General features: G+C 73.4%; 17 protein-coding genes and 1 tRNA gene. 9 read left to right on the top strand and 9 right to left on the bottom strand.

From position 1 onward, the window contains the following. The 5 genes from hutH (at position 1) to C8N24_RS29075 (ending at position 7899) form a co-directional block, all read left to right on the top strand. Positions 1 to 1515, top strand: coding sequence for a histidine ammonia-lyase (hutH, locus tag C8N24_RS29095; RefSeq protein WP_121256830.1), 1515 nt, complete (start codon positions 1 to 3; stop codon positions 1513 to 1515). After that, complete coding sequence (gene hutU / locus C8N24_RS29090; RefSeq protein ID WP_121256826.1) at positions 1512 to 3131, top strand: urocanate hydratase; 1620 nt, start codon at positions 1512 to 1514, stop codon at positions 3129 to 3131. The genes hutH and hutU overlap by 4 nt, the downstream gene beginning before the upstream one ends. Before the next feature lie 65 nt (positions 3132 to 3196). After that, positions 3197 to 4372, top strand: a complete 1176-nt coding sequence (locus C8N24_RS34845; protein ID WP_342794809.1) for a formimidoylglutamate deiminase — start codon at positions 3197 to 3199, stop codon at positions 4370 to 4372. Further along, positions 4366 to 5499 (top strand): imidazolonepropionase, encoded by a 1134-nt coding sequence (hutI, locus tag C8N24_RS29080; protein WP_211340175.1) that lies wholly within the window; start codon positions 4366 to 4368, stop codon positions 5497 to 5499. Before C8N24_RS34845 ends, hutI begins: the two co-directional genes overlap by 7 nt. Before the next feature lie 54 nt (positions 5500 to 5553). Then, positions 5554 to 7899, top strand: a complete 2346-nt coding sequence (locus C8N24_RS29075) for a LuxR C-terminal-related transcriptional regulator (protein ID WP_342794808.1) — start codon at positions 5554 to 5556, stop codon at positions 7897 to 7899. Here the strand turns inward: C8N24_RS29075 and C8N24_RS29070 are convergent. The 3 genes from C8N24_RS29070 to C8N24_RS29060 are packed head-to-tail and all read right to left on the bottom strand — an operon-like array spanning position 7890 to position 12283. Further along, complete coding sequence (locus C8N24_RS29070; protein WP_121256819.1) at positions 7890 to 10643, bottom strand: ATP-binding protein; 2754 nt, start codon at positions 10641 to 10643, stop codon at positions 7890 to 7892. The genes C8N24_RS29075 and C8N24_RS29070 overlap by 10 nt on opposite strands. A 15-nt stretch (positions 10644 to 10658) precedes the next feature. Continuing rightward, positions 10659 to 11834, bottom strand: a complete 1176-nt coding sequence (locus C8N24_RS29065) for an MFS transporter (RefSeq protein WP_121256816.1) — start codon at positions 11832 to 11834, stop codon at positions 10659 to 10661. Beyond that, positions 11831 to 12283, bottom strand: a complete 453-nt coding sequence (locus tag C8N24_RS29060; protein ID WP_211340174.1) for a MarR family winged helix-turn-helix transcriptional regulator — start codon at positions 12281 to 12283, stop codon at positions 11831 to 11833. The genes C8N24_RS29065 and C8N24_RS29060 overlap by 4 nt, the downstream gene beginning before the upstream one ends. Before the next feature lie 242 nt (positions 12284 to 12525). Here C8N24_RS29060 and C8N24_RS29055 point away from each other — a divergent pair, with 242 nt between their 5' ends. Both C8N24_RS29055 and C8N24_RS29050 read left to right on the top strand, forming a co-directional pair. Beyond that, positions 12526 to 13035 carry a helix-turn-helix domain-containing protein gene (locus C8N24_RS29055; protein WP_170179499.1) on the top strand — a complete coding sequence of 170 codons (510 nt, stop codon included), beginning with the start codon at positions 12526 to 12528 and terminating at the stop codon, positions 13033 to 13035. Between the two features lie 87 nt (positions 13036 to 13122). Beyond that, entirely contained in the window at positions 13123 to 13560 is a 438-nt protein-coding gene (locus tag C8N24_RS29050) for a hypothetical protein (protein ID WP_121256812.1), read from the top strand. 13 nt (positions 13561 to 13573) lie between these two features. Here the strand turns inward: C8N24_RS29050 and C8N24_RS29045 are convergent, their stop codons facing one another. Both C8N24_RS29045 and C8N24_RS29040 read right to left on the bottom strand, forming a co-directional pair. Beyond that, on the bottom strand, positions 13574 to 14224 hold the full coding sequence (locus C8N24_RS29045; protein WP_121256809.1) for a hypothetical protein: 651 nt from the start codon (positions 14222 to 14224) through the stop codon (positions 13574 to 13576). Then, the gene (locus C8N24_RS29040; RefSeq protein WP_170179498.1) at positions 14221 to 14817 is read right to left on the bottom strand and encodes an RNA polymerase sigma factor; all 597 of its coding nucleotides are present in this window, start codon (positions 14815 to 14817) and stop codon (positions 14221 to 14223) included. Before C8N24_RS29040 ends, C8N24_RS29045 begins: the two co-directional genes overlap by 4 nt. An 87-nt stretch (positions 14818 to 14904) precedes the next feature. Here C8N24_RS29040 and C8N24_RS29035 point away from each other — a divergent pair, with 87 nt between their 5' ends. After that, on the top strand, positions 14905 to 16476 hold the full coding sequence (locus C8N24_RS29035; RefSeq protein ID WP_121256804.1) for a cation:proton antiporter: 1572 nt from the start codon (positions 14905 to 14907) through the stop codon (positions 16474 to 16476). On the opposite strand, the gene C8N24_RS29030 is transcribed toward C8N24_RS29035, so the two are convergent. From C8N24_RS29030 to C8N24_RS29015, 4 genes are all read right to left on the bottom strand, one after another. Continuing rightward, positions 16473 to 17249 carry a hypothetical protein gene (locus tag C8N24_RS29030; protein WP_121256801.1) on the bottom strand — a complete coding sequence of 259 codons (777 nt, stop codon included), beginning with the start codon at positions 17247 to 17249 and terminating at the stop codon, positions 16473 to 16475. The two genes, C8N24_RS29035 and C8N24_RS29030, sit on opposite strands and share 4 nt — an antisense overlap. Before the next feature lie 82 nt (positions 17250 to 17331). Continuing rightward, positions 17332 to 19155, bottom strand: coding sequence for a methyl-accepting chemotaxis protein (locus C8N24_RS29025; protein ID WP_121256799.1), 1824 nt, complete (start codon positions 19153 to 19155; stop codon positions 17332 to 17334). A gap of 78 nt (positions 19156 to 19233) precedes the next feature. Then, entirely contained in the window at positions 19234 to 20394 is a 1161-nt protein-coding gene (locus C8N24_RS29020) for a BaiN/RdsA family NAD(P)/FAD-dependent oxidoreductase (RefSeq protein ID WP_121256797.1), read from the bottom strand. Between the two features lie 70 nt (positions 20395 to 20464). After that, positions 20465 to 20538 (bottom strand) — tRNA-Gly (locus C8N24_RS29015). A 174-nt stretch (positions 20539 to 20712) separates the two neighbouring features. On the opposite strand from C8N24_RS29015, the gene ftsH reads away from it, so the two are divergent. After that, a complete protein-coding gene (ftsH, locus tag C8N24_RS29010; RefSeq protein WP_245972004.1) occupies positions 20713 to 22620 on the top strand; it encodes an ATP-dependent zinc metalloprotease FtsH in 1908 nt (635 codons plus the stop codon). Positions 22621 to 22624: the final 4 nt, after the last annotated feature.

Raw genomic sequence — 22624 nt, 5'->3', positions numbered from 1 at the left:
GTGTTCAAGCCGCATCCCGTCTCGGTTGGCGTCGGAGCCCCAACCTTCCAGGACGTCATCAACGTCGCGCGGCACGGTGCGCCCGTCGAGCTCTCGCCCGAAGCGCTGCGCGCGATCGCCGAGAGCCGTGCCGTCATCGACGAGCTGGCCGCCGACGCCACGCCGCACTACGGCGTCTCCACCGGCTTCGGGGCGCTCGCCACCCTCGCGATCCCGCGCGAGAAGCGCATGCTGCTGCAGCGCAGCCTGATCCGCAGCCATGCGGCCGGCTCGGGCGACGAGGTCGAGCGGGAGGTCGTGCGCGCGCTGATGTTCCTGCGCCTGTCGACGCTCGCCACCGGCCGGACCGGCGTGCGCGTCGAGACCGCCACGGCCTACGCGCGCATGCTCAGCGACGAGCTCACGCCGGTGGTGCACGAGCACGGGTCGCTCGGCTGCTCGGGCGACCTGGCGCCGTTGTCGCACTGCGCGCTCGCGCTGATCGGCGAAGGGCCCGTCCGTGACCGCGACGGCGAGCTCACGACCGTCCCCGAGCCGGTCGCGCTGCACGAGAAGGAGGGCCTGGCGCTGATCAACGGGACGGACGGGATGCTCGGCATGCTCGTCCTGGCCGTCCACGACCTGCGCAACCTGCTGACGACCGCGGACATCACCGCGGCGATGAGCGTCGAGGGCCTGCTCGGCACCGACCGGGTGTTCGCGCAGGACCTGCACGCGTTGCGCCCGCAGCATGGCCAGCAGCACAGCGCGGCGAACCTCCGCCGCCTGCTCGCCGACAGCGCGATCGTCGCCAGCCACCGCGGCCCCGAGGACACGCGCGTGCAGGACGCGTACAGCCTCCGCTGCGCGCCGCAGGTCGCGGGCGCCGCGCGCGACACGCTCGCCCACGCGGAGCAGGTCGCGCGGCGCGAGCTGGAGTCCGCGATCGACAACCCGGTCGTCACGCCCGACGGCCGGATCGAGTCCAACGGCAACTTCCACGGGGCGCCGGTGGCGTACGTGCTCGACTTCCTGGCGATCGCGGCTGCCGACGTCGCCAGCATGGCCGAGCGCCGCACCGACCGCTTCCTCGACGTCGCGCGCAACCACGGCCTGCCGGCCTTCCTCGCGGACGACCCCGGCGTGGACTCGGGCTACATGATCGCCCAGTACACGCAGGCGGCGCTCGTCTCCGAGCTCAAGCGCCTGGCGAGCCCCGCCAGCGTCGACTCGATCCCGAGCAGCGCGATGCAGGAGGACCACGTCTCGATGGGCTGGTCCGCCGCACGCAAGCTGCGCCGCGCGCTCGACGCGCTGGCCCAGGTGCTGGCGATCGAGCTGCTCACCGCCGCGCGCGGCATCCAGCTGCGGGCGCCCTTGACCCCGGCGCCCGCCACCGCCGCCGTCGTCGCGGCGCTCGACCTCCAACCCGGCCCGGACCGCTTCCTCGCGCCCGAGATCGCGGCGGCCACCGACTTCGTCAAAGCGGGCGGCCCGAGAAGAGCCGCCGAAGCGATCACCGGAGAGCTCGCATGAAGACCACCATCCGCGCCGCCCGCGGCACCGAGCTCAGCTGCCGCAGCTGGCCGCAGGAAGCCGCCCTGCGAATGCTCCACAACAACCTCGACCCCGAGGTCGCCGAGCATCCCGAGGAGCTCGTCGTCTACGGCGGGACCGGCAAGGCCGCGCGCGACTGGAACAGCTTCCACGCCATCGGCCGCACGCTGCAGACCCTCAAGGACGACGAGACGCTGCTCGTGCAGTCCGGCAAGCCGGTCGGCGTGCTGCAGACGCACGAGTGGGCGCCGCGCGTGCTGATCGCGAACTCCAACCTCGTCGGCGACTGGGCGACCTGGGACGAGTTCCGGCGACTGGAGGCGCTCGGGCTGACGATGTACGGGCAGATGACCGCCGGGTCGTGGATCTACATCGGCACGCAGGGCATCCTCCAGGGCACGTACGAGACGTTCGCGGCGGTCGCGGACAAGCGCTTCGACGGCAGCCTCGCGGGCACGATCACGCTCACGGGCGGCCTCGGCGGGATGGGCGGCGCGCAGCCGCTCGCGGTGGCCATGGCCGGTGGCGTCGCGATCTGCGTCGAGGTCGACCGCACCCGCATCCAGCGCCGGCTCGAGACCGGCTACCTCGACGTCGAGGCCGATAGCATCGACCACGCCCTGCAGCTCGCCACGAGCGCGACCGGCCCGCTGAGCATCGGGCTGCTCGGCAACTGCGCCGACGTCTTCCCGGAGCTCCTCCGGCGCGGCGCCCCGATCGACGTCGTCACCGACCAGACGAGCGCACACGACCCGCTCGCCTACGTGCCGAGCGGCTTCGCTCCCGGCGACGAGTGGTCGGTCGAGCAGGCGCGCGAGTCGATGGCCCGCCACGTCGAGGCGATGGTCGGCTTCCAGGACGCGGGCGCCGAGGTGTTCGACTACGGCAACTCGCTGCGCGCCGAGGCGCAGCTCGGCGGCTACGAGCGCGCCTTCGACTACCCGGGCTTCGTGCCCGCCTACATCCGGCCGCTGTTCTGCGAGGGCCGCGGGCCGTTCCGCTGGGCGGCGCTGTCCGGCGAGCCCGCCGACATCGCCGCGACCGACAAGGCCGTGCTGGAGCTGTTCCCGGAGCACGAGAGCCTGCACCGCTGGCTGAAGCTGGCCGCGGAGAAGGTCCAGTTCCAAGGGCTTCCGGCGCGCATCTGCTGGCTCGGCCAGGGCGAGCGCCACCTCGCCGGCCTGAAGTTCAACGAGCTCGTGGAGAGCGGGGCGGTGCAGGCGCCGATCGTGATCGGCCGCGACCACCTCGACTGCGGCAGCGTGGCCAGCCCGTACCGCGAGACCGAGGCGATGCTCGACGGCTCCGACGCGATCGCCGACTGGCCGCTGCTGAACGCGATGGTCAACGTGGCCAGCGGCGCCTCCTGGGTCTCGCTGCACCACGGCGGCGGCGTCGGCATCGGCCGCAGCCTCCACGCCGGCCAGGTGAGCGTCGCCGACGGCACCGAGCTGGCCGCCCAGAAGCTCGAGCGCGTGCTCACGAACGACCCGGCGATGGGCGTCATCCGCCACGTCGACGCGGGCTACGAGCGCGCGGAGGAGATCGCGGCGGAGCGCGACGTGCGCGTGCCGATGGCGGCGGCCGGCGAGTGACGCGCGTGGGCGAGGCGGCGCGCGGCGAGGCGGCGGCGGGCGGCGAGGTGGCGGCGGGCGGCGAGGTGGCGGCGGGCGGCGAGGCGGCGGTCACGACGTACTTCGCCGACTACGCGTGGCTGGGCGGCGACGCGGTCACCGCCGACGTCGCGATCGACGTCGCCCGCGGGCGCATCGTCGCGGTGCGCCCCGGCGTCGAGCGCCAGGGCGAGCATCTGCGCGGCGTGACCATCCCCGGCCTCGCCAACGCGCACTCGCACGCGTTCCAGCGGGCGCTGCGCGGGCGCGTGCAGCGCGGCGGCGGGAGCTTCTGGACGTGGCGCGAGGACATGTACGCGCTGGCGACCACGATGACGCCCGACCGCTGCTTCGAGCTCGCCAAGGGCGCGTACGCGGAGATGCTGCGCGCCGGGATCACGACGGTCGGCGAGTTCGACTACCTGCACTGCTCCGAGGCCTTGATCGCGGCGGCGCGCGAGGTCGGCATCCGGCTCACGCTGCTGGACGCGTGCTACCTCGCGGGCGGCTTCGGCGAGCCGCCGAACGCGGCCCAGCAGCGCTTCAGCGACGGCGACGCGACCCAGTGGGCCGAGCGCGTCGCACGCATCACCGGCGCGAAGGTCGGTGCGGCGATCCACTCCGTGCGGGCGGTCCCGCGCGACCAGCTGGACACCGTCGTCGAGTTCGCCGAAGGCCGGCCGCTGCACTTCCACGTGTCCGAGCAGCGCGCGGAGAACGAGGCGTGCCTGGCCGCCCACGGCCTCACACCCGTGCAGCTCCTGGCCGAGCACGGTGCGCTCGGCCCGGACTCCACGGCCGTCCACGCCACGCACCTGGCGCCGACCGACGACCTCGGCGAGACGACCATCTGCATGTGCCCGACGACCGAGCGCGACCTCGCCGACGGCATCGGCGACGCCGGCCCGCGGCTCGCGCTCGGCAGCGACAGCCACGCGGTCATCGACCTGTTCGAGGAGGCACGCGCGGTGGAGCTCAACCTGCGCCTGAAGACCGAGCGGCGCGGCCACTTCACGGCGGCGCAGCTGCTCACCGGCGCGACGAACCACGGCTGCCTCGGCTGGGACGACGCCGGCCGGATCGAGCCGGGCGCCCGCGCCGACCTCGTCACCCTGGATCTGACGAGCCCGCGCCTGGAGACCGCGCAGCCCGACACGCTGCTGGAGTCGATCGTCTTCGCCGCCACCGCCGCCGACGTGACGAGCACGATCGTCGGATGCTGATCACCAACATCGGCACGCTGGTCACCAACGACCCCGAGCTGGGGACGCTGCACGACGCGGCGATCGTGTTCGAGGCAGGGAAGGTCGCCTGGGTCGGCACCACGCCGCCCGAGGCGGCCGGCACCGACCACCTCGACGCGCAGGGCCGCGCGTTGATCCCGGGCTTCGTCGACTCCCACGGCCACCTGCTGTTCGCGGGCGACCGCGCGGAGGAGTTCGCCGCCCGGATGGCCGGCCGCCCGTACACGGCGGGCGGGATCAAGACGACCGTGCAGGCCACCCGCGCCGCCGGTGACGAGCAGCTCAAGGCCAACCTCGACCGGCTGGTGCACGAAGCGCTGCGCTCCGGCACGACCACCGTCGAGACCAAGTCCGGCTACGGCCTCACCGTCACGGACGAGGAGCGGGCGCTCAGGCTCGCCGACGGCCTGGAACGCACGTTCCTCGGCGCCCACGTCGTCCCGCCCGAAGCCGACGCCGACGCCTACACGGACCTCGTCAAGGGCGCGATGCTGGACGCGTGCGCGCCCCACGCGGCCTGGATCGACGTCTTCTGCGAGGACGGCGCCTTCGACGGCGAGCAGACGCGCGCGATCCTGCAGGCCGGCCAGGCCAAGGGCCTCACGCCGCGCGTGCACGCCAACCAGCTCCGCCACGGCCCCGGCGTGCAGATCGCGGTCGAGCTCGGCGCCGCGTCCGCCGACCACTGCACCCACGTCACCGACGCCGACATCGACGCGCTCGCCAACAGCGACACCGTCGCGACGTTGCTCCCCGGCGCGGAGTTCAGCACCCGCGCGCAGTACCCGAACGCCCGCCGCCTGCTCGACGCGGGCGTGACCGTCGCCCTCGCCGCCGACTGCAACCCGGGCTCGAGCTACACGACCAACCTGCCGTTCTGCATCGCGATCGCCGTGCGCGACATGCACATGACGCCCGACGAGGCCGTGCGGGCCGCCACGCTCGGCGGCGCGCGGGCGCTGCGGCGGGACGACGTCGGCCACCTCGCCCCCGGAGCGCGAGCCGACGCCGTCCTGCTCGAAGCGCCTTCGCACATCCACCTGGCCTACCGGCCGGGCGTGCCGCTGGTCAGCCACGTCTGGAAGGACGGCGTCCGGCACATGTGAACCGCACGAGGATCCCCTTGAGGTGGACCGCTCAAGGGGTTTAGTGTCAGACACATCCTCGGACGAACGCCAGAGCTGAGAGCGATCACGGCGGCCGTGCGCGAGCTCGCCTCCGCCGCGTTCATCACCGTGCACGGGGAGCCGGGCATCGGCAAGACGCGGCTGCTGCGGGAACTGGCGGACATCGCCCGCGCGCACGGCGTGCCGGTCGACGAGGGCACCGAGGTCCCGCGGCCGCCGGTGGTCGTGATCGCCGACGACCTCGACGACGCGGAACCCGACACGCTGGAGGCGATCGCCCGGCTGCTGCGCACACCGCCACGCGGGGGCGTGCTGATCGCGCTCGCCTACCGGCGTCCGCCGGCGGCGCTGGCGACCGCGCTGGACGTCGCGACCCGCCGCGGCATCGTCACCGACCTGCCGCTCGCGCCGCTCGCCCCCGAGGACACCGTCGCCTACGGCGCCGCGCTGCAGCGGCTCAGCGGCGGGAATCCGTTCTACCTACTCGAGCTGGCACGCCACGCGGGCGGCGTCCCGCCGGCGATCACGACGTCGGTCGCGGGGGAGCTCGCCCGCTTGAGCGAGCCCGCCCGCGCGCTGGTGCGCGGCGCCGCGGTCGGCCGTGAGCGGCTCGACCTCGCGGTCGCCGCCGCGGGCGTCCCGGAGGATCTGGCGGCGCTCGACGAAGCCGTCGAGGCGGGGCTGCTCGTGCCCACCGGCGTGCCGCGCCACTACCGCTTCCGCCACCCGATCGTGCGCATGGCGGTCTACGACGACACGTCGCCGGGCTGGCGGCTCGCCGCCCACGCGCGCGTCGCCGACGCCCTGCGCAGCGGCCCGGCGCGGGCCCGGGCGCACCACCTGGAGCGCTGCGCGAAGGCGGGGGACGAGGAAGCGGTCGCGGTGCTCGCCGAGGCGGCCTCCCAGGCGCCGCCGGAGACCGCCGCGCGCTGGTACGCGGCCGCGCAGCGGCTCAAACGCGATCGCCGCCGGTCGTTGCTGGTCCCGCTCGCGAACGCGCTCGCCACGACCGGCCAGCTCGAGAAGTCGCTGCAGGCGCTGCGCGAGGCGCTCGCCCTGGTGCCGGGCGACCGGCGCCTGATCGCCGCCGTGGCCACCTGCGAGCACCTGCTCGGCCGCTACGCGACGGCCCACGCGCGGATCAGCGCGCTGCCCGAGCACGACGTCGCGCTGCTCGTCGACGCGCTCTACGAGCCCGACTACGCGGCGCTCAAGTCGCGGGCCAAGCGCGCCGTCGTCGCCGAGCCCGACAACGCGACCGCGTGGGCGCTGCTCGCGCTCGCCCACGGCACGGTCGGTGAGCTGACCACCGCCGAGGAGGCACTCCAGGAAGCGGTGGCGATCGTCGACGCGACCCCCGACGAGCAGCTCGTCGACAGCGCCTACTACCTCGGGTTCGCGGAGTACATGTGCGAGCGCGACGTGGACGCCATCCGCCACTTGCGCCGCCCCGCGCAGGGCCCGCTGAAGCTCCCGATGCTGGTCGGGCTGGCGCATGCGCTCGAGCGCCAGGGCCGGCTGCCCGAGGCGATGGAGGCGGCCGAGCGCGCGGTCGACCTCGCCCGGCACGACCAGCTGCTGTCGTGGGCGCGCGCCGAGGAGGCCTACATCGCGGCGGTGATGGGGCAGCGCGAGCGCGCCCTGGACGCGGCGGACGAGGCCGTGGCGCTCGCCGGCCGGCTGGACGCGAGCTTCCTGACGATCGCCACGCACGCGCTGACCGCGGCGACGTTCCTGGAGGCGGGGCGCCCGGAGCGCAGCCTCCAGCAGGCCCGGCTCGCGGGCGACAAGCTCGATCCGGGCCGCCGCGCGCTGCTGCTCGTCGTGCAGGGCTTCGCGGAGGGGATGCTGGGCCGCCCGGCCGCCGCCGTGGAGTGCGTCGAGCGCGCGTGGGCGCTCGTCCAGGGGCTGCCGCTGCAGGTGCCGCAGGCGATGGTCGGCAACGCGCGCGCCCGCTTCGCGCTGCTGGCCGGCGACCGCGAGGGCGCGGCCGCGCTGGCCGCCGCCGACTCGCCGTTCCCGCTCTACGCGGCCGAAGGCCACCTCATCCGCGGCCTGGCCCTCGGCTCCACCGAGGACCTCGTGGCCGCGCAGGCCGTCCCGGGCGCCCAGCGCCTGCACGACGAAGCCGCGCGCGAGCTGCGCCGCCTCGGCCACGCCGCGCCCGGCCGGCAACGCCGCTTCGCGCGCGGTGAGCTTTCCGGCCGCGAGCGGGAGATCGCCGAGCTGGTCGCGCAGGGCCGCAGCAACCGCGAGATCGCCGGGACGCTCTTCCTCGCCGAGAAGACGATCGAGGGCCACCTCACGAACATCTTCAGCAAGCTCGGCGTGCGCTCCCGGGCCGAGGTCGCGGCCTACATGGCCCGCGCCTACGCCTGAGCGCGCGCGAACGCCGCGGCCACCTCGGCGCGCGAGGTCACGCCGAGCTTGCCGAAGACGTTGCGCAGGTGCGTCTCGACGGTCTTCACCGACAGGAACAGCTCGGCGGCGATGGCCGGGTTGCTGTGGCCGGCGGCCACGAGCGCGACGACCTCGTGCTCGCGTGCGGAAAGGCCTTCCAGCCCGGCGGGCTCGCGGCGGCGGGCGGCGTCGACGCGGTGGCCGAGGCGGCGCAGCTCGCGGCGCGCGCGGTCGCGCAGGAGGTGGGCGCCGCCCGCGTCGAGCGCCTGCTCGGCCGCGCGCAGCTCCCGCACCGCGGTCGCGCGATCGGTGTCCGCGAGCGCGGCGGCGAGCAGCATCCGCGCACGGAGCGCCTCCAACACCAGCCCGGCGGGCTCGGCGACCGCGATCGCGGCCCGCGCGCTCGCGGCCGCGCCGTCCGCGTCCTCGCGCGCGAGCCGGACCGCGCCGCGGGAGCGGTGGCCGAGGACCTGCGCCAGCGGGCGGCGGATCTCCGGCGCGTGCGCGTCCAGTCGCGCGGCCATGGCCTCGGCCTCCTCCAGGTCGTCCAGCGCGAGCGCGTTGTCGACGAAGATGTCCCAGGCGATGCTGTGCTCGGCGGGCATCACGTGGCGCAGCTCGAACCCGCCGCACCAGCGCAGCTGGATCGCGCGGCTCGCGACGACGTCGCCCTCCTCGGCGAGCACGGTGCCGAACGCCCAGCCCGGCTCGCTCTCCCACAGCAGGAGCCGGCCGGTTTCCGTCGCGCGCGCGTGGCTCTCCTCGAACGCGGCCCGTGCGCCCGACGTGTCGCCGTGGTACCAGAGCGCCAGCCCGTATTCCCACAGCGCCCACGCGAGGTAGTGCGGGTTGCCGGCCAGCCGCGCGGCGTCGACGGCGGCGGCGCCCGCCTCGCACGCGTCGTCGACGCGGCCCTGCATCTCGTACGGGAACACGGATGCGAGCGTCAGCGGCACGAGCAGCCAGTCCTGGCCCGTCGCGCGCGACAGCTCCAGCCCGCGGCGACCGTGCTCGATCGAGGCGTCGAAGCGATCCAGGAAGGACTCCGCCCAGGCCAGGTACCAGAACGCCTCCAGGTGCGCGGCGACGGTGCGGTCGTCGAGCTCGTCGAGCGTGCCGGTCGCCGCCTCGACGGCCTGCTCGGCGGCCGCCCGCTGCCCGGACGCGGCGAGCACGAGCGCGAGGAGCGCCTCGGCGGAGGCGCTGGCGCCGCGGTCGGGACCGTCGAGCGCGGAGCGGGCGCGCTCGGCGCTGGTGGCGAGGTCGAGCCCATAGAGCGCGTCGAAGGCGAGCGCGAGCCGCAGCGCCTGCGACTCGCCGTGCTGCGCGAGCGCGGCCTGCAGCCGGCGGCGCGCGTCCTCGTGCCGGCCGAGCCAGTGCTCCACCGCCGCGCAGCGGGTCACGAGCGTCACGAGCTCGGGCGACGCGGGGTCGACCAGCACGAGCGCTTCCAACAGCGCGCGGCGGCTCCGCTCCAGCCGGCCGGCGGCCGCCTCGGCCTGCGCGAGGTCCTTCAGGATCGCGCGCCGCGTCTCACCGCCGACGGCGGGATCGAGCTCGGCGCCCGAGGCCAGCCGCAGCGCCGCCTCGTACCAGCGCGCGGCGCTCGCGGGCGTGCGCGGGCGGATCATGTCCCCGGCGGCCCGCAGGAGGGCGATCGCCTGCGCGTCCCCGGGCGGGGCGGAGAACTCGACGTGGTGGGCGAGCACCGGGGGCGGCGCGCCGCGGCCCGCCAGCGCCTGGGCGACGCGGCCGTGGGCCGCGAGCCGCCAGCCACCGGGCGCGCCCTCGTAGACCGCGCGGTGCACGAGCGGGTGCCGGAACGCGAACTGGCGCGGGACGTCGGTCGCGCGCACGAGGCCGGAGGCGAGCAGCGCGTCCAGCGGCGCGAGCGGCTCCTCGAGGTCCGCCGCGGCCGCGGCCAGCTCGGGCTCGAACGGATCGCCGGCCACCGCCGCGCCCTCCAGCAACCGGCGTGGGACGGCGTCCAGCGTCCGCAGCTCGCCCGCGATCGCCTCCGCGACGCTGCCCGGCAGCGTCGCGCCCGCGCGCACGAGCTGCTCGATGTAGAACGGGTTGCCGCCGCTCTCGCGCAGCACCGCGTCGCGCTGCGCGGCCGGTAGCGCCGTGCCGATCAGCTCCAACGCCTCGTCGGGGTCCAGCGGGCCGAGGTCGATCCGGATCAACGCGTCGCCGTCCCGGAGCCCGTCCGGCGCGGGCGGCCGCATCGCGACCGCCACGAGCACGCGCCCGGCGGGCGGACGCCGGACCAGCGCGAGCAGCAGCTCCAGAGAGGCGGGGTCCGCGTGATGCATGTCGTCGAGCGTGAGCACCAGCGGCTTCGTCGCCGCCAGCCGGGCCAGCAGCTCGATCACCGCGCGGTGCGAGCGGTAGCGCTCGACCGCGAGCGTCGGCGTCGCGCCCGCGCGGTCCGCGAGCGCGGGGAAGATCCCGCCGAGCTGCTCGGTGTCCAGCCCGCGCAGCTTCGTGTCGTCGAGGCTGGCGAGGTGCGCGTCGAGCGCGTCGACGAGCGGCCCGTACGGCAGCTCGCGCTCGAACTCCGCCGCCCGCCCGCTCAGCACGAGCGCCCCGGCGGCCTCGTCGCGCAGGGCGCCGAGCAGCCGGGACTTGCCGATGCCGGGCTCGCCGGTGAGCGCGACGACGGCGGGGAGCCGACCGAGCGCGTCTTTGAGGCGGGCGAGTTCACGGGCGCGGCCGACCACTGGCCGCGCATGCTCTCACGCCGGGCTGACGACGACCGGCCCGCGGTGATGCAGGTGCCGCCGCGACAGCGCGAGCGCGGCGACCGACAGCGCGACCATCCCTGCGCCCACGTACATGGGGGAGGCGGCGGACACGTGCTCGGCGAGCTTGCCGGCCAGGTACGGCGCGACCGCACCGCCGGTGAAGCGCACGAACGAGTACGCCGCCGACGCGATCGGCCGCTCGACGACCGCCGCCGCCATCACGGCCTCGGTCAGCACCGTGTTGACGATGCCCAGCAGCGCGCCGCTGAGCACGATCACGACGATCAGGCCCGCCCGGGAGGCGTGGAAGATGCCGCCGAAGAACAGGTCGACCGCGACCAGCCCGAGCGTCACGCCGAGCACGGAGACCAGGCCGTAGCGCCGCTCCAGCCGCTGCGCGCCGAACACCGACGTCAGCGCGACGAGGACGCCCCAGCCGAAGTAGATGAGGCCGAGCTGGATCGCGCTCATGCCGAGCAGCAGCGGCGTGTACGCGAGGATCGTGAAGAAGCCGAAGTTGTAGAAGACGGCGACGATCGCCATCGACCGCAGGCCGCCGTGGCCGAGCGCGCGGAGCGGGTCCAGGATCGACACGCGGCGGGTGGGATTGGCCACGGGGCCGAGCCAGACCGCGATCAGCAGGAAGCCGATCGCCATCAGCACCGCGGTGCCGAAGAACGGCCCGCGCCAGGAGACGTTCCCGAGCAGGCCGCCGAGCAACGGGCCGGACGCGATGCCGAGGCCGAGCGCGGCCTCGTAGAGGATGATCGCCGAGGCCAGTCCGCCGGTCGCCGCGCCGACGATCACCGACAGCGCGGTGGCGATGAACAGCGCGTTGCCGAGGCCCCAGCCGATGCGGAAGCCGGCGATCTGGCCGATCGTGTCGGACAGGCCGGCCAGCGCGCTGAAGACGACGACCAGGAACAGGCCGACCAGCAGCGTCTTGCGCGGGCCGATGCGGGAGGCGAAGAAGCCGGTGACGAGCATCGAGAGCCCGGTCATCGCGAAGTAGCTCGTGAAGAGCAGCGAGACCTGACTCGGCGACGCGTTCAGGTCCTCGGCGAGGACCGGCAGGATCGGGTCCACGAGGCCGATGCCCATGAACGCCACGACGCACGCGAAGGCGACGGCATAGACGGAACGGGGTTGGTGCAGCAGAGAGCTCATACGTCAAGGAGTTGGTCGAGTGCGGGCAGGGCGGCGGCGAGCGCGGCACGCGCCTCGTCGTCCAGGCGGTCGAGCCGCTCCTGCAGGACGGCCGCCCGGCCGGCGCGCACCTCGGTGAGCTGGGCGCGGCCGACTTCCGTGATCTCGACGAGCACGGCCCGCGCGTCCTCCGCGTCGCGCGTCTTGCGCACGAGCCCGTCCTGCTCGAGCCGGTTGACCAGCACGGTCATCGTCGGCTGGGTCACGAGCTCGGCGGCGGCGAGGTCGGTCACGCGCTGCGGCCCCTCGGCGTCCAGGCGCCGGAGCGTGAGCAGGGCGCCGACGCTCCGTCCGCGCGGCGCGTGGGCGCGCAGGAGCTGCGTGACGAGCGCGACACGGCGCTCCAGCTGAGCGGCGAGATCTTCGATGGCAGAAATGTATAGCAGAGCTATATATCGCCGCGATGACACGTATCAGCCGCTCCGACTTCCTGCAAGTTGGAGTCATGGAGCGGCGGCGTTCGCGGTCGGCAAATACCCGCTACCTGCTAGTAAATGGACGGTGCAGTCCGTGAGGAACGCACATTCGGCCGTCAGGAGCGGTAGTCTGCATCCTGACCATGCCCAGTACTGCATCAACCTCATCTAGTAACGGTACGCGTCCGGCGGGTGAAACGTCCGAGGCTCGTATCGCGAAGGCGCTCGCGCATCCGTTGCGCGCACGCATCCTCCAGCGGCTCGGCGAGCGGGTCGCCAGCCCCGGTGACCTCGCGGTGGAGCTCGGGGCTCCGCTCGGGGTCGTCAGCTACCACGTGCGCATGCTGCGCGACTACGACTGCGTGGAGCTCGTGCGCACGGAGCCGCGTCGCGGCGCGCTGCAGCACTTCTACAAGGCCACCGCCCGGCCGACCCTCGACGAGGGGCAGTGGCGCACGCTTCCGTCGGGGCTCCGGGGTGAGCTGGCCGGCGAGACGATCCAGGAGCTCGTGACCGACCTGGCCGCCGCGGCGGACGAGGGCGCGCTCGAGGATCCCGAGGTCGTGCTCGCCCGCACGCCGCTCGAGCTCGACGAGAAGGCGTTCAAGAAGCTCAACAAGCTCCTGGCCAAGACGCAGGAGCAGGTGCACGCGATCGCCGCCGAGAGCGCCGCGCGCGGGACCGACGGTGTGTTCGCCACCGAGCTCGGCCTGCTGCACTTCAAGCGCGCCGGCAACGACAGCTGATCCTTCGGGCAGCCGCGCGGTCAGCGATCGGACCGCGCGGCTGGTCCTGCTCGCACTTCCGTTCTCCTCAGTGGGTACGGCGCCCGCATGCGATCCACATTCGCCGGACTGATCATCACCGCCGTCATGCTGGCGCTGGTTCCGAGCGCGGCTCGAGCGGACGACACGTCGCTCAGGAAGACCGTCGCGACGCAGGCCAAGAAGTGGGAGAAGGCCGCCAAGCGCTACGCCAACAGCGTGAAGGGCCTGGAAGACGGCGACGAGGCGAAGCTCAAGAGCGCCACGCGCACGTTCGCCAAGGCGACGCGGAGCTTCCACGGCAAGGTCGAGGCCGAGGAGGCGTCGTCCTCCAAGCTCCGGACGGCCCGGACGAAGCTGCTCGACGGGCTGGAGACGTACGACGAGGCCCTCGACAAGCTGATCGAGGCGATCGACGCCGACAGCAAGTCCAAGCTGCGCTCGGCGCAGAAGAAGGCCGATAGCGCGGAGAAGAAGCTGCGCTCGGCCGCGAAGGCGTTCTCCTAGCCCACGGGCGCGCTCACCCGCCGTCCGCGGCGGGTGAGCCCACCTCGCGCAGCCGGTTGATGTCGACGCGCGCGTCGATCACGAACAGGAAGCTGCCGTCCGCCCCGAGCTTCGGCTCGTAGCGCTTGCCGTCGTACAGCAGCGGCGGGGGCGGCGTATGGCTCGCACGCGCGAGCCCGAACACGAGGGTCTTGCCGCCGACCTGCATCAGGTCCAGCGTCCGCGGCAGCCGCTTCAGGTCCACGCACATGCCGGGGACGTCGTCGCCGTACGGGTGGAAGCGCCCGTCACGGAGGAGCCCGAGCCGCTCGCCCAGCGCGTAGCCGGCCAGCACGCAGTCCTGCCCGGTGCGGGACGTGAACACGCCGACGCCGAACGTGTACCGCGGGTCCGGGCTCGGGGCGGTGATCGTCAACCGCGGGCCGTCGGTCGCGCGGACCTCCGGGCCTTCGAGCACGCCCGGGAACGGCCGGTCCAGCGCCTTGCCCTCGGACAGCAGACCGGTGCCCTGCGCGCCCGCGGCGACCCCGAGGCCGCCCAGGACGAGCACGCCGGCGACGCGCAGACGCCACCGCCTCCGCGGGCGCGGGCGGGTCTCGTGCTCGCGCACGGCCGCGGCCACGAGCTGGTCGCGGATCGCGTTCTGCACCTGGCGGTCGCTCACGCGACGTCCTCCATCCCGAGATCGTCGCGCAGGGCCCGCGCCAGGGCGCGCAGGCCGCGGGAGACGCGTGCCCGCGCGACCTGCTGGGAGACCTCGAGCGTGGCGGCCAGGTCCGCGTACGAGCGCTCCTGGATGATCCGCAGGTCCACCGCGCGCCGCTGGTCGTCCGGCAGCGCGTAGACGGCGTCCAGCAGCGGCCCGTCCAGCGAGTCCAGCCCGGCGAGCGCCTCGACGCGGACGAACTCGTCCTCGTCCATCGGCGGGACCTCGATCGCGAAGCGCTCCAGCGCCGCGCGCTCGACCCGGCCGGAGCGCCAGTAGTGCCAGAGCTCGGTGCGCGCGATCGCGAACAGCCAGCCCTGCTCCTCCGCCGCCGTGTCGCCGCGGAACTGCATGCGCTGGGCGAGCACCTTCGCGAACGTCTCGGACATCAGGTCGACCGCGACCTCCGGGTCGAACACGCGCCGCGCGAGGTAGGCGAGCACGCGGTCCGAGTACGCGTCGTAGAAGGCGGCGTACTGCTCGGGGTCCCGCTGCGCGCGGGCCAGCAGGCTCGTGGTCGGCGAGGGCCGAAGAATGCGGAGCCTGGGCACGGCGCAGCGAGCGTAGTCGACCGCGCGGATGCAGTGACGCACTGAGCGTTGCGTCTCCGGTGCGAGCGCGCGATACAACGTCGGGCGTTGACCGAGTCGCTGATCGTCGTCGTCCTCGGGCTGCTGGCGATCGCCGGGGCGACGTCCGTCGCACCCCGGCTCGGGGTGGCCGCGCCGCTGCTGCTGGTGCTGGTCGGCATCGGCGTCAGCTTCCTCCCGTTCGTGCCGGACGTGGAGATCGAGCCGCACTGGATCCTGACCGTGGTGCTGCCGCCGCTGCTGTATTCGGCCGCGGTGTCGATGCCGGCGATGGACTTCCGGCGCGAGTTCACGGCGATCCGCGGGCTCTCGGTCGTGCTCGTGGTGCTGAGCGCGTTGTTGCTCGGCCTGTTCTTCTCCGCCGTGATCCCGGGGTTGAGCCTCGCCTGGGGGATCGCGCTGGGCGCGATCGTCAGCCCGACGGACGCGGTGGCGACGTCGATCGTCAAGCGCGTCGGCGTCTCGGGCCGGATCACCGCGGTGCTGGAGGGGGAGAGCCTGCTCAACGACGCCACGGCGCTCGTGATCCTGCGCAGCGCCGTGGCGGGCGCGGCCGCCTCGGTCTCGTTCGGCGGGGTGGTGGGCGATTTCGCCTTCGCGGTCGCCGCGGCGGTGGTGATCGGCTTCGTCGTCGGCCACGCGAACCTGTGGTTCCGCGCGCGCGTCGCGGACCCGGCGGTCAACACCGTGCTCGGCTTCACCGTGCCGTTCCTCGCCGCCGTCCCGGCCGAGGAGATCGGCGCGTCCGGGCTGGTGGCGGCGGTCTGCGCGGGCCTCGCGACCGGCCGCCACGGGCCGGAGCGGCTCTCACCGCGGCACCGCCTGTCCGACACCGAGAACTGGCGGACGGTCGAGCTCGTGCTCGAGGGCGGCGTGTTCCTCGTGATGGGCCTCGAGCTGTCGGCGATCCTCGAGGACGCGGAGGGGGACCTCGGCACCGCGGTCGCCGTCGCGGCGGGCGCGCTGACGCTGACGCTGCTGATCCGCGCCGCCTACGTGGCGCCGCTGCTGGCGGGCCTCGCGCGCCGCGTCGACCGCGGCGAGCGGCGCATCCGCCGGGCCGAGGAGATGCAGGCGCGCCTCGACGAGGGCGACCCGGAGGTCGTCAAACGGCTCACGCGCCGCGCGTCTGACGCCGAGACGGCGGTCGAGCGCTTCCGCGCGCGCGTGCGCCGTGTGCTGGCCGACCTGGACTACTTCCGCGCCGAGCCGCTCGGCTGGCGCGAGGGCACCGTGGTCGTGTGGGCGGGCATGCGCGGGGCGGTCACCCTCGCCGCCGCCCAGACCCTTCCGGAGGACACGCCGCAGCGCTCGCTGCTGATCCTGATCGCGTTCCTGGTGGCGGCTGGGTCGCTGATCATCCAGGGCGGGACGCTGCCGCGCATGGTGCGCTGGGTCAAGCCCGCGCCGGAGCGCTTCGACCCGGACGAGCGGGCGCGGCTGGACGAGCGGCTCGCGCTGGCGTCGGCCGGGATGGACGGCGACCGCGTCGCCGTCCTTGACGCCCAGCGCGCCGCGCTTCTCGACGCCCGTGACGAGGGCGTCTTCAGCGCCGGCGCGCTGAACGCCGCGCTCGCGCGGCTCGACGCCGAGCAGATCGGGATCGAGCTCCGGGCTTAGGCGACGACGTCGACTTCCGCTTGCAGCGGCGGGAGCTCGGGGCGGGAGTCGATGCGGAGCAGATACCTCCCGGGCGGGAGCCCGGTGGGCACAGTGCGGGTCTCGGTGAACGTGCGACCCGGTCCGATCACCTCGGTCAGCAGGACGCGGTCGCAGATCGCGTTCGAGCCCGGGCGCTCGGGCGTGATGACGTAGTCGTACGCGCAGTCGACCGGGATCGGCTCCCACCCGGCCGCCGTGGGCCGCAACCAGCGCGTGTCGCCCAGCGTCCCGCCCGCCGGACAGCGGCCGGCGTTGCGCAGGCCGACCGTGAACCGCTGCCCGCTGCGCAGCCCTTTCCCGAGCTGCAGCGTGGGCGCGGTCTCGGGCCCGTGCTCGCAGCTCAGCGTCGGGCGCGTGTCCCGGCGCACGACGATCCAGCTCCAGTACCGCTGTTTGCCGACGTCGAGCCGCAGCGCGAGCCGTCGTCCCTGATGACCGGCCATGTAGTGGTCGACGCGGCCATGCCGCAGCGTCTTGCGAGCGAGCGACCGCAGCGGCCGTCCGTTGCGGCCCACGACGACGAGCGACACCGTGACCGGCGTGCGCGAGCGCACCTCGAGTGCAACGACGTGGTACGCGGTCAGCTCGACGCTCGCGGTCAGCGGCCAGTCGACCTGCACGCCCTTGGCCTTCAGCTTCGCCACGTCCGGCGGGTTCGCCGGTGGCAACGCCGCGGCGGCCGCGGGCACGAGCAGGAGCGCTGCGAGGGCGAGCACGATCGTCCGGACCATGGGTTCGAGTATGCGCCGCGGCAGGTGGGAGCGGACGCGGCCGAGCGGGACCGGCTCGGCGCAGGCCGAGCCGGTCCTCCCCCTAGGCGAGCTGGAAGCGCGCGACCAGGCGCTCGAGCTGCTCGGCCGTCGCCGCGAGCTCCTCGGCGGAGGCCGCGATCTCCTGGGCGGACGCCGAGGTCTGCTGCGTGGCCGCCGTGACCTGCTCGGCCGAGGCCGACGACTGCTCGGCGACGCTGGCGACCGCTCCGATCTCGTGCTCGAGGCGCCGGCCGCTGGAGGAGATCTCCTCGACGGCCGAGGCGATCTCGGTCGCGCGGGCGGTCATGTCCTCGACCGACCCGCCGATCCGCAGGAACGCCTCGCGCGTCCGGGCGACGGTGGCGGCCCCCTCCTCGGTCCGCTGCACGCCGTCGCCGGCGACGGTCACCGCGTTGTGGGTCTCGGCCTGGATCTCGCCGATCAGGCCGGAGATCTGGCCGGCCGCCGTCTGGGACTCCTCGGCGAGCTTGCGGACCTCCTCGGCGACGACGGCGAAGCCCTTGCCCTGCTCGCCCGCACGGGCGGCCTCGATGGCGGCGTTGAGGGCCAGCAGGTTGGTCTGCTCGGCGATCGCGGTGATCGTCTCGACGATCCCGCCGATCTGCTCGGACTTGGAGGCGAGCTGCTGGATCGCGCCGGTGACCTCCTCGGAGGCGGCGCGCACGGAGGTCATCGCCTGGGTGGCGTGCTCGGCGGCGTCGACGCCTTCGCGGGCCAGCTCACGCGTCTGCTCGGCTACTCGGGCGGCCGCCTGCGCGTTCTCCGCCGAATGACGGGCGGCCGCGGACACCTCGTCACCGGCCGCGCGAGCGCTCGTGACGCCGCGCACCTGGCGCTCGGCGCCCTGGGCGACCTCGCCGATCGCGGTGGCGATCTCGCCGACTGCGCGGCCGGCCTCCTGCGACGTGGACGCCATCTCCTCGGAAGCCGCCGACAGCGTGGTCGCGCTGCCGCTGACGCCGCCGACGATGTCGCTGAGGTTGGCCACCATCCCGCTGAGGGAGGTGCCGAGCGCGTCGTCGGCCGAGCGCGGCCGCACGTCGACCGTGAGGTCACCGGCGGCGACCCGGTCCGCGGCCCCGGCCATCTCCTGCAGGTAGGCCATCATCCGCCGCATGGCGTCGCCGAGGTCGCCGACCTCGTCGCGGTTCGTGACGTCGACGGTGTGCCCGAGGTCACCCTCGGCCACGCGGTCGGCGGCGCCCAGGACCTTGCGGATGCCCTTGACGATCCCGTTCGCGACCAGGAAGGCGATCGCGAAGCCGGCGACGCCGGCCACGATGATGAGGAGCAGCGCGAAGCGCTTCGCGGACGCCGCGGCGGCCACGCTGTCCGCGTCCCCGGACTGCGCGAGCGCGACCTTGGAGTCGAACAGCTCGGTGAACGCCGCGGCGACCGCCGTGAACGCCGGGACGCCCTCGCGCTTGTTGAGCGCGTAGGCCTCCTGGGTGCGGCCGCGCGCCGACAGCGCGAGGACCCGCTCGCGGATCGCGTCGTACGCGTCGCTCGCGGCCGCCAGCTCGGCGAACGAGCGCTTGGCCGAGTCGCTCTGCAGCGTGCCGCGCACCGCCGTGAGCCGCTTGTCCGTCTCCGCGCTGTTGGCCTTGATCTTGGCGTCGAGCTCGCGCTTGGCCGCCACGTCGGCGCCTTCGAGGATGTGGTTGTTCAGGAACGCGCGGTTCTCGTTGAGCTTCGCGCGGGCCACACCCATGTCCGCCAGCGGCTTGGCGGCGTACACGTACATCGCGTGCGCCTCGTCGGCGACCGTGCTGGTTCCACGGATGCCGACGAGGCCGACCACGACCATGAGCCCGAGCAGCAGGCCCACGGTGGCGAGGAGCTTCGTCTTGATGGAGGTTCTCATGTAACGCCCATCGACCGCACGCGCTTAAAGCTTGTGTTCAGTGTGGAGATGCACACTGCGCGGCGGGGCGCGATCTGCTCAGACGACCTGCGCGGCGGCGTGGCCCGACGCCCATGCCCACTGGAAGTTGAAGCCACCGAGGTGGCCGCTGACGTCCAGCACCTCGCCGATGAAGTACAGGCCCGGGCTCTTGAGCGACTCCATCGTCTTCGGGGAGACCTCGCGCGTGTCGACCCCGCCGAGCGTGACCTCCGCCGTGCGGTACCCCTCGGTGCCGGCCGGCACCAGCCTCCACGCGTTCAGCCGCTCGGCGATCGCGCGCAGCTGCGCCGGCGTGTGCTGCTTCATCGGCTTGGACGTGAACCAGCGGTCTGCGAGCAGGGCGGCCAGCTTCTTCGTGAAGACCTCGCCCAGCACGGTCTTCAGCTCGCTGTTCGGGCGCGCCGCCTGCTGGCCCTGCAGCCACTCCAGCGCGTCGCGGTCCGGCAGGAGGTTGATCTCCACGACGTCGCCCGGATGCCAGAACGAGGAGATCTGCAGGATCGCCGGCCCGCTCAGCCCACGGTGCGTGAACAGCAGGTTCTCGCGGAAGCTCTGCCCGTTGCACGCGGCCACGCAGTCCACCGACGTGCCCGACAGCTCCGTGCACAGCGCCTTCAGCTCGCCCGAGACCGTGAACGGCACCAGCCCGGCGCGCGTGGGGAGGACGTTGTGCCCGAACTGGCGCGCGACCTCGTAGCCGAACCCGGTCGCGCCCAGCGTCGGGATCGACAGCCCGCCGGTGGCGATCACGAGCGACTGCGCGGTGACGTCCCCGAGGTCGGTGCCCAACGCGTACCCCGCCTCGGTCTTCTCGATGGCCCGCACGCTGGTGTTCACGTGCCACTCGACACCGGCCTGCTCGCACTCGTCCAGCAGCAGGTTGAGGATGTCCTTCGACCGGTTGTCGCAGAACAGCTGGCCGAGCTTCTTCTCGTGGTAGGGCACCTCGTGCTTGCTCACCAGCGCGATGAAGTCCCACGGCGTGTAGCGCCCCAGGGCCGACTTGCAGAAGTGCGGGTTGGTCGCGACGTAGTTCGCCGGCTCCGCCCACATGTTCGTGAAGTTGCAGCGCCCGCCGCCGGACATCAGGATCTTCTTGCCGGGCTTGTTCGAGCTGTCCAGCAGCAGCACCCGGCGCCCGCGCTCGGCGGCCGTGATGGCGCACATCAGCCCGGCGGCGCCGGCGCCGATGATCACTACGTCGAAGGTGCGCACGAACGATCCCGAGAACGACGAAAGCCCCGGGTGTCCGGGGCTTTCGGTGAGGAGCGGATGAAGGGACTCGAACCCTCGACCTTCTGCATGGCAAGCAGACGCTCTAGCCAACTGAGCTACATCCGCGCTGCGGGCGATGACTATAGCCATCCATATCCGAGCTTCAAGGGGTCCCAGTACATTCATCTCATGGCGGACTCCCCAACTGAGCGGCGACCCAGGACTCCGCTGCCCCCGCGACAAGACGCGAAGCCTCCTGCGGGCCGGCCCGGGAACGGAGCGAAGGTCAACGAGGGTCGGATGAACCGGATGCCCGGCGGGCGGAACTTCTGGTTCATCGTGCTGGGCCTGCTGGTCCTCAACTACGTGCTGATGGCCGTGATCTCGCCCGGCACGAAGCCGAGCGTCACCGTGCCGTACAGCAACACGGCGGCCAACAACGGCTTCATTCAGCAGGTCGAGCAGGGCAACGTCGTCAAGGTCACGTCGCAGGGCGAGACGATCGACGGCGAGTTCAAGAACGCGGTCAAGTACCCGCCGGACAGCAAGGACAAGGCGGCGAAGAACTTCGACACGCAGCTCCCGGCGTTCGTGACCTTGAACAGCAACAACGGGCTGCAGAAGCTGCTCGAGGACAACAAGGTCGAGATCTCGGCGGAGCCGATCAACGACGGGCGCGGGTTCTTCACGAGCCTGCTGCTCGGGTTCGGCCCGGTGATCCTGCTCGTCTTCCTGTTCGTCTGGCTCTCCCGGCGGGCCGCGGGTGGCCAGATGGGCGCGATCGGCTCCTTCGGGCGCTCACGCGCGCGGCGCGTGGAAGGCAACGACACGAAGGTCACGTTCAACGACGTCGCGGGCATCGACGAGTCCAAGGGCGAGCTCACCGAGGTCGTCGACTTCCTCAAGAACCCCGAGAAGTACCAGAAGCTCGGCGGGCGGATCCCGCGCGGCGTGCTGCTCGCGGGGCGTCCGGGCACGGGCAAGACGCTGCTCGCGCGCGCGGTCGCGGGGGAAGCGGGCGTGCCGTTCTTCAGCATCTCCGCGTCCGAGTTCGTCGAGGCGATCGTCGGCATCGGCGCGAGCCGCGTGCGTGACCTGTTCAAGCAGGCCAAGGAAGCCGCGCCCGCGATCATCTTCATCGACGAGCTCGACGCGATCGGGCGTCAGCGCTCGTCCGGTGGCGGCCCGTTCAGCGGCGGCAACGACGAGCGCGAGCAGACGCTCAACCAGATCCTCACGGAGATGGACGGCTTCGAGCAGGGCGACACGGTGATCGTGCTGGGCGCGACCAACCGGCCCGAGATCCTCGACTCCGCGCTGCTGCGTCCCGGCCGCTTCGACCGGCGCGTCACCGTGCCGGCACCGGACAAGGAGGGGCGCAAGAAGATCCTCCAGGTCCATACGCGCAGCCTGCCGCTGGACACCGACGTCGACCTGGACGACATCGCCGCGATCACGCCGGGCATGGTCGGTGCCGACATCGCCAACCTGGCCAACGAGGCGGCGCTGCTGGCGGCCCGACGCGGGCACGGGAAGGTGCAGCGGATCGACTTCACCGACAGCCTCGAGAAGATCGTGCTCGGCGCGCCGCGCGGGATCGTCCTCTCCGAGGAGGAGAAGCGCCGCACGGCCTACCACGAGTCCGGGCACGCGATCGTCGGCATGCTCACGCCGGGCGCCGACCCGGTGCGCAAGGTGTCGATCATCCCGCGCACGATGTCGCTGGGCGTGACGATCAGCTCGCCGGACGCCGAGCGCACGAACTACGACGTGGACTACCTGACCGGCCGGATCAAGGTCGCGCTGGGCGGGCGGATCGCGGAGGAGGTCGTGTACGGCTCGATCTCCGCCGGGGCGGAGTCCGACATCCAGCAGCTGACCGGGATCGCGCGCCAGATGGTCGGCCGCTGGGGCATGAGCCGGGCGGTCGGGCCGATCGCGGTCATCCCGTCCGACGCCCAGGGCCCGCTGCTCCCCGGCGTGTCCGAGGTCTCCCAGGCCACGCAGGAGCTGATCGACCGCGAGGTCAAGCGGATCGTCGACGAGCAGTACGCGCAGGTCCTGCAGCTGCTGACCGACAACCGCGACAAGCTCGACAGCCTGACCGAGCGCCTCCTCGAGGAGGAGACGCTCGACATGGACGACGCGTACGAGGCGGCCGGCCTGGTCGCCCCGCGCGCACCCGCGGACGTTCCGCTGAACGCCTAGGACG

Source organism: Solirubrobacter pauli (assembly GCF_003633755.1).
In the GTDB taxonomy this organism is placed as follows: Bacteria; Actinomycetota; Thermoleophilia; order Solirubrobacterales; family Solirubrobacteraceae; genus Solirubrobacter; species Solirubrobacter pauli.
Note: the sequence above shows the minus strand (reverse complement) of the source record. Positions and strands in the feature narration are given on the sequence as shown.

Bases quoted from the DNA above. Each gene is read 5' to 3' on its own strand.
- hutU (WP_121256826.1), top strand. From the start codon at position 1,512: ATGAAGACCACCATCCGCGCCGCCCGCGGCACCGAGCTCAGCTGCCGC.
- hutI (WP_211340175.1), top strand. From the start codon at position 4,366: ATGCTGATCACCAACATCGGCACGCTGGTCACCAACGACCCCGAGCTG.
- C8N24_RS29065 (WP_121256816.1), bottom strand. From the start codon at position 11,834: ATGAGCTCTCTGCTGCACCAACCCCGTTCCGTCTATGCCGTCGCCTTC.
- C8N24_RS29050 (WP_121256812.1), top strand. From the start codon at position 13,123: ATGCGATCCACATTCGCCGGACTGATCATCACCGCCGTCATGCTGGCG.
- C8N24_RS29030 (WP_121256801.1), bottom strand. From the start codon at position 17,249: ATGGTCCGGACGATCGTGCTCGCCCTCGCAGCGCTCCTGCTCGTGCCC.
- C8N24_RS29025 (WP_121256799.1), bottom strand. From the start codon at position 19,155: ATGAGAACCTCCATCAAGACGAAGCTCCTCGCCACCGTGGGCCTGCTG.
- ftsH (WP_245972004.1), top strand. From the start codon at position 20,713: ATGAACCGGATGCCCGGCGGGCGGAACTTCTGGTTCATCGTGCTGGGC.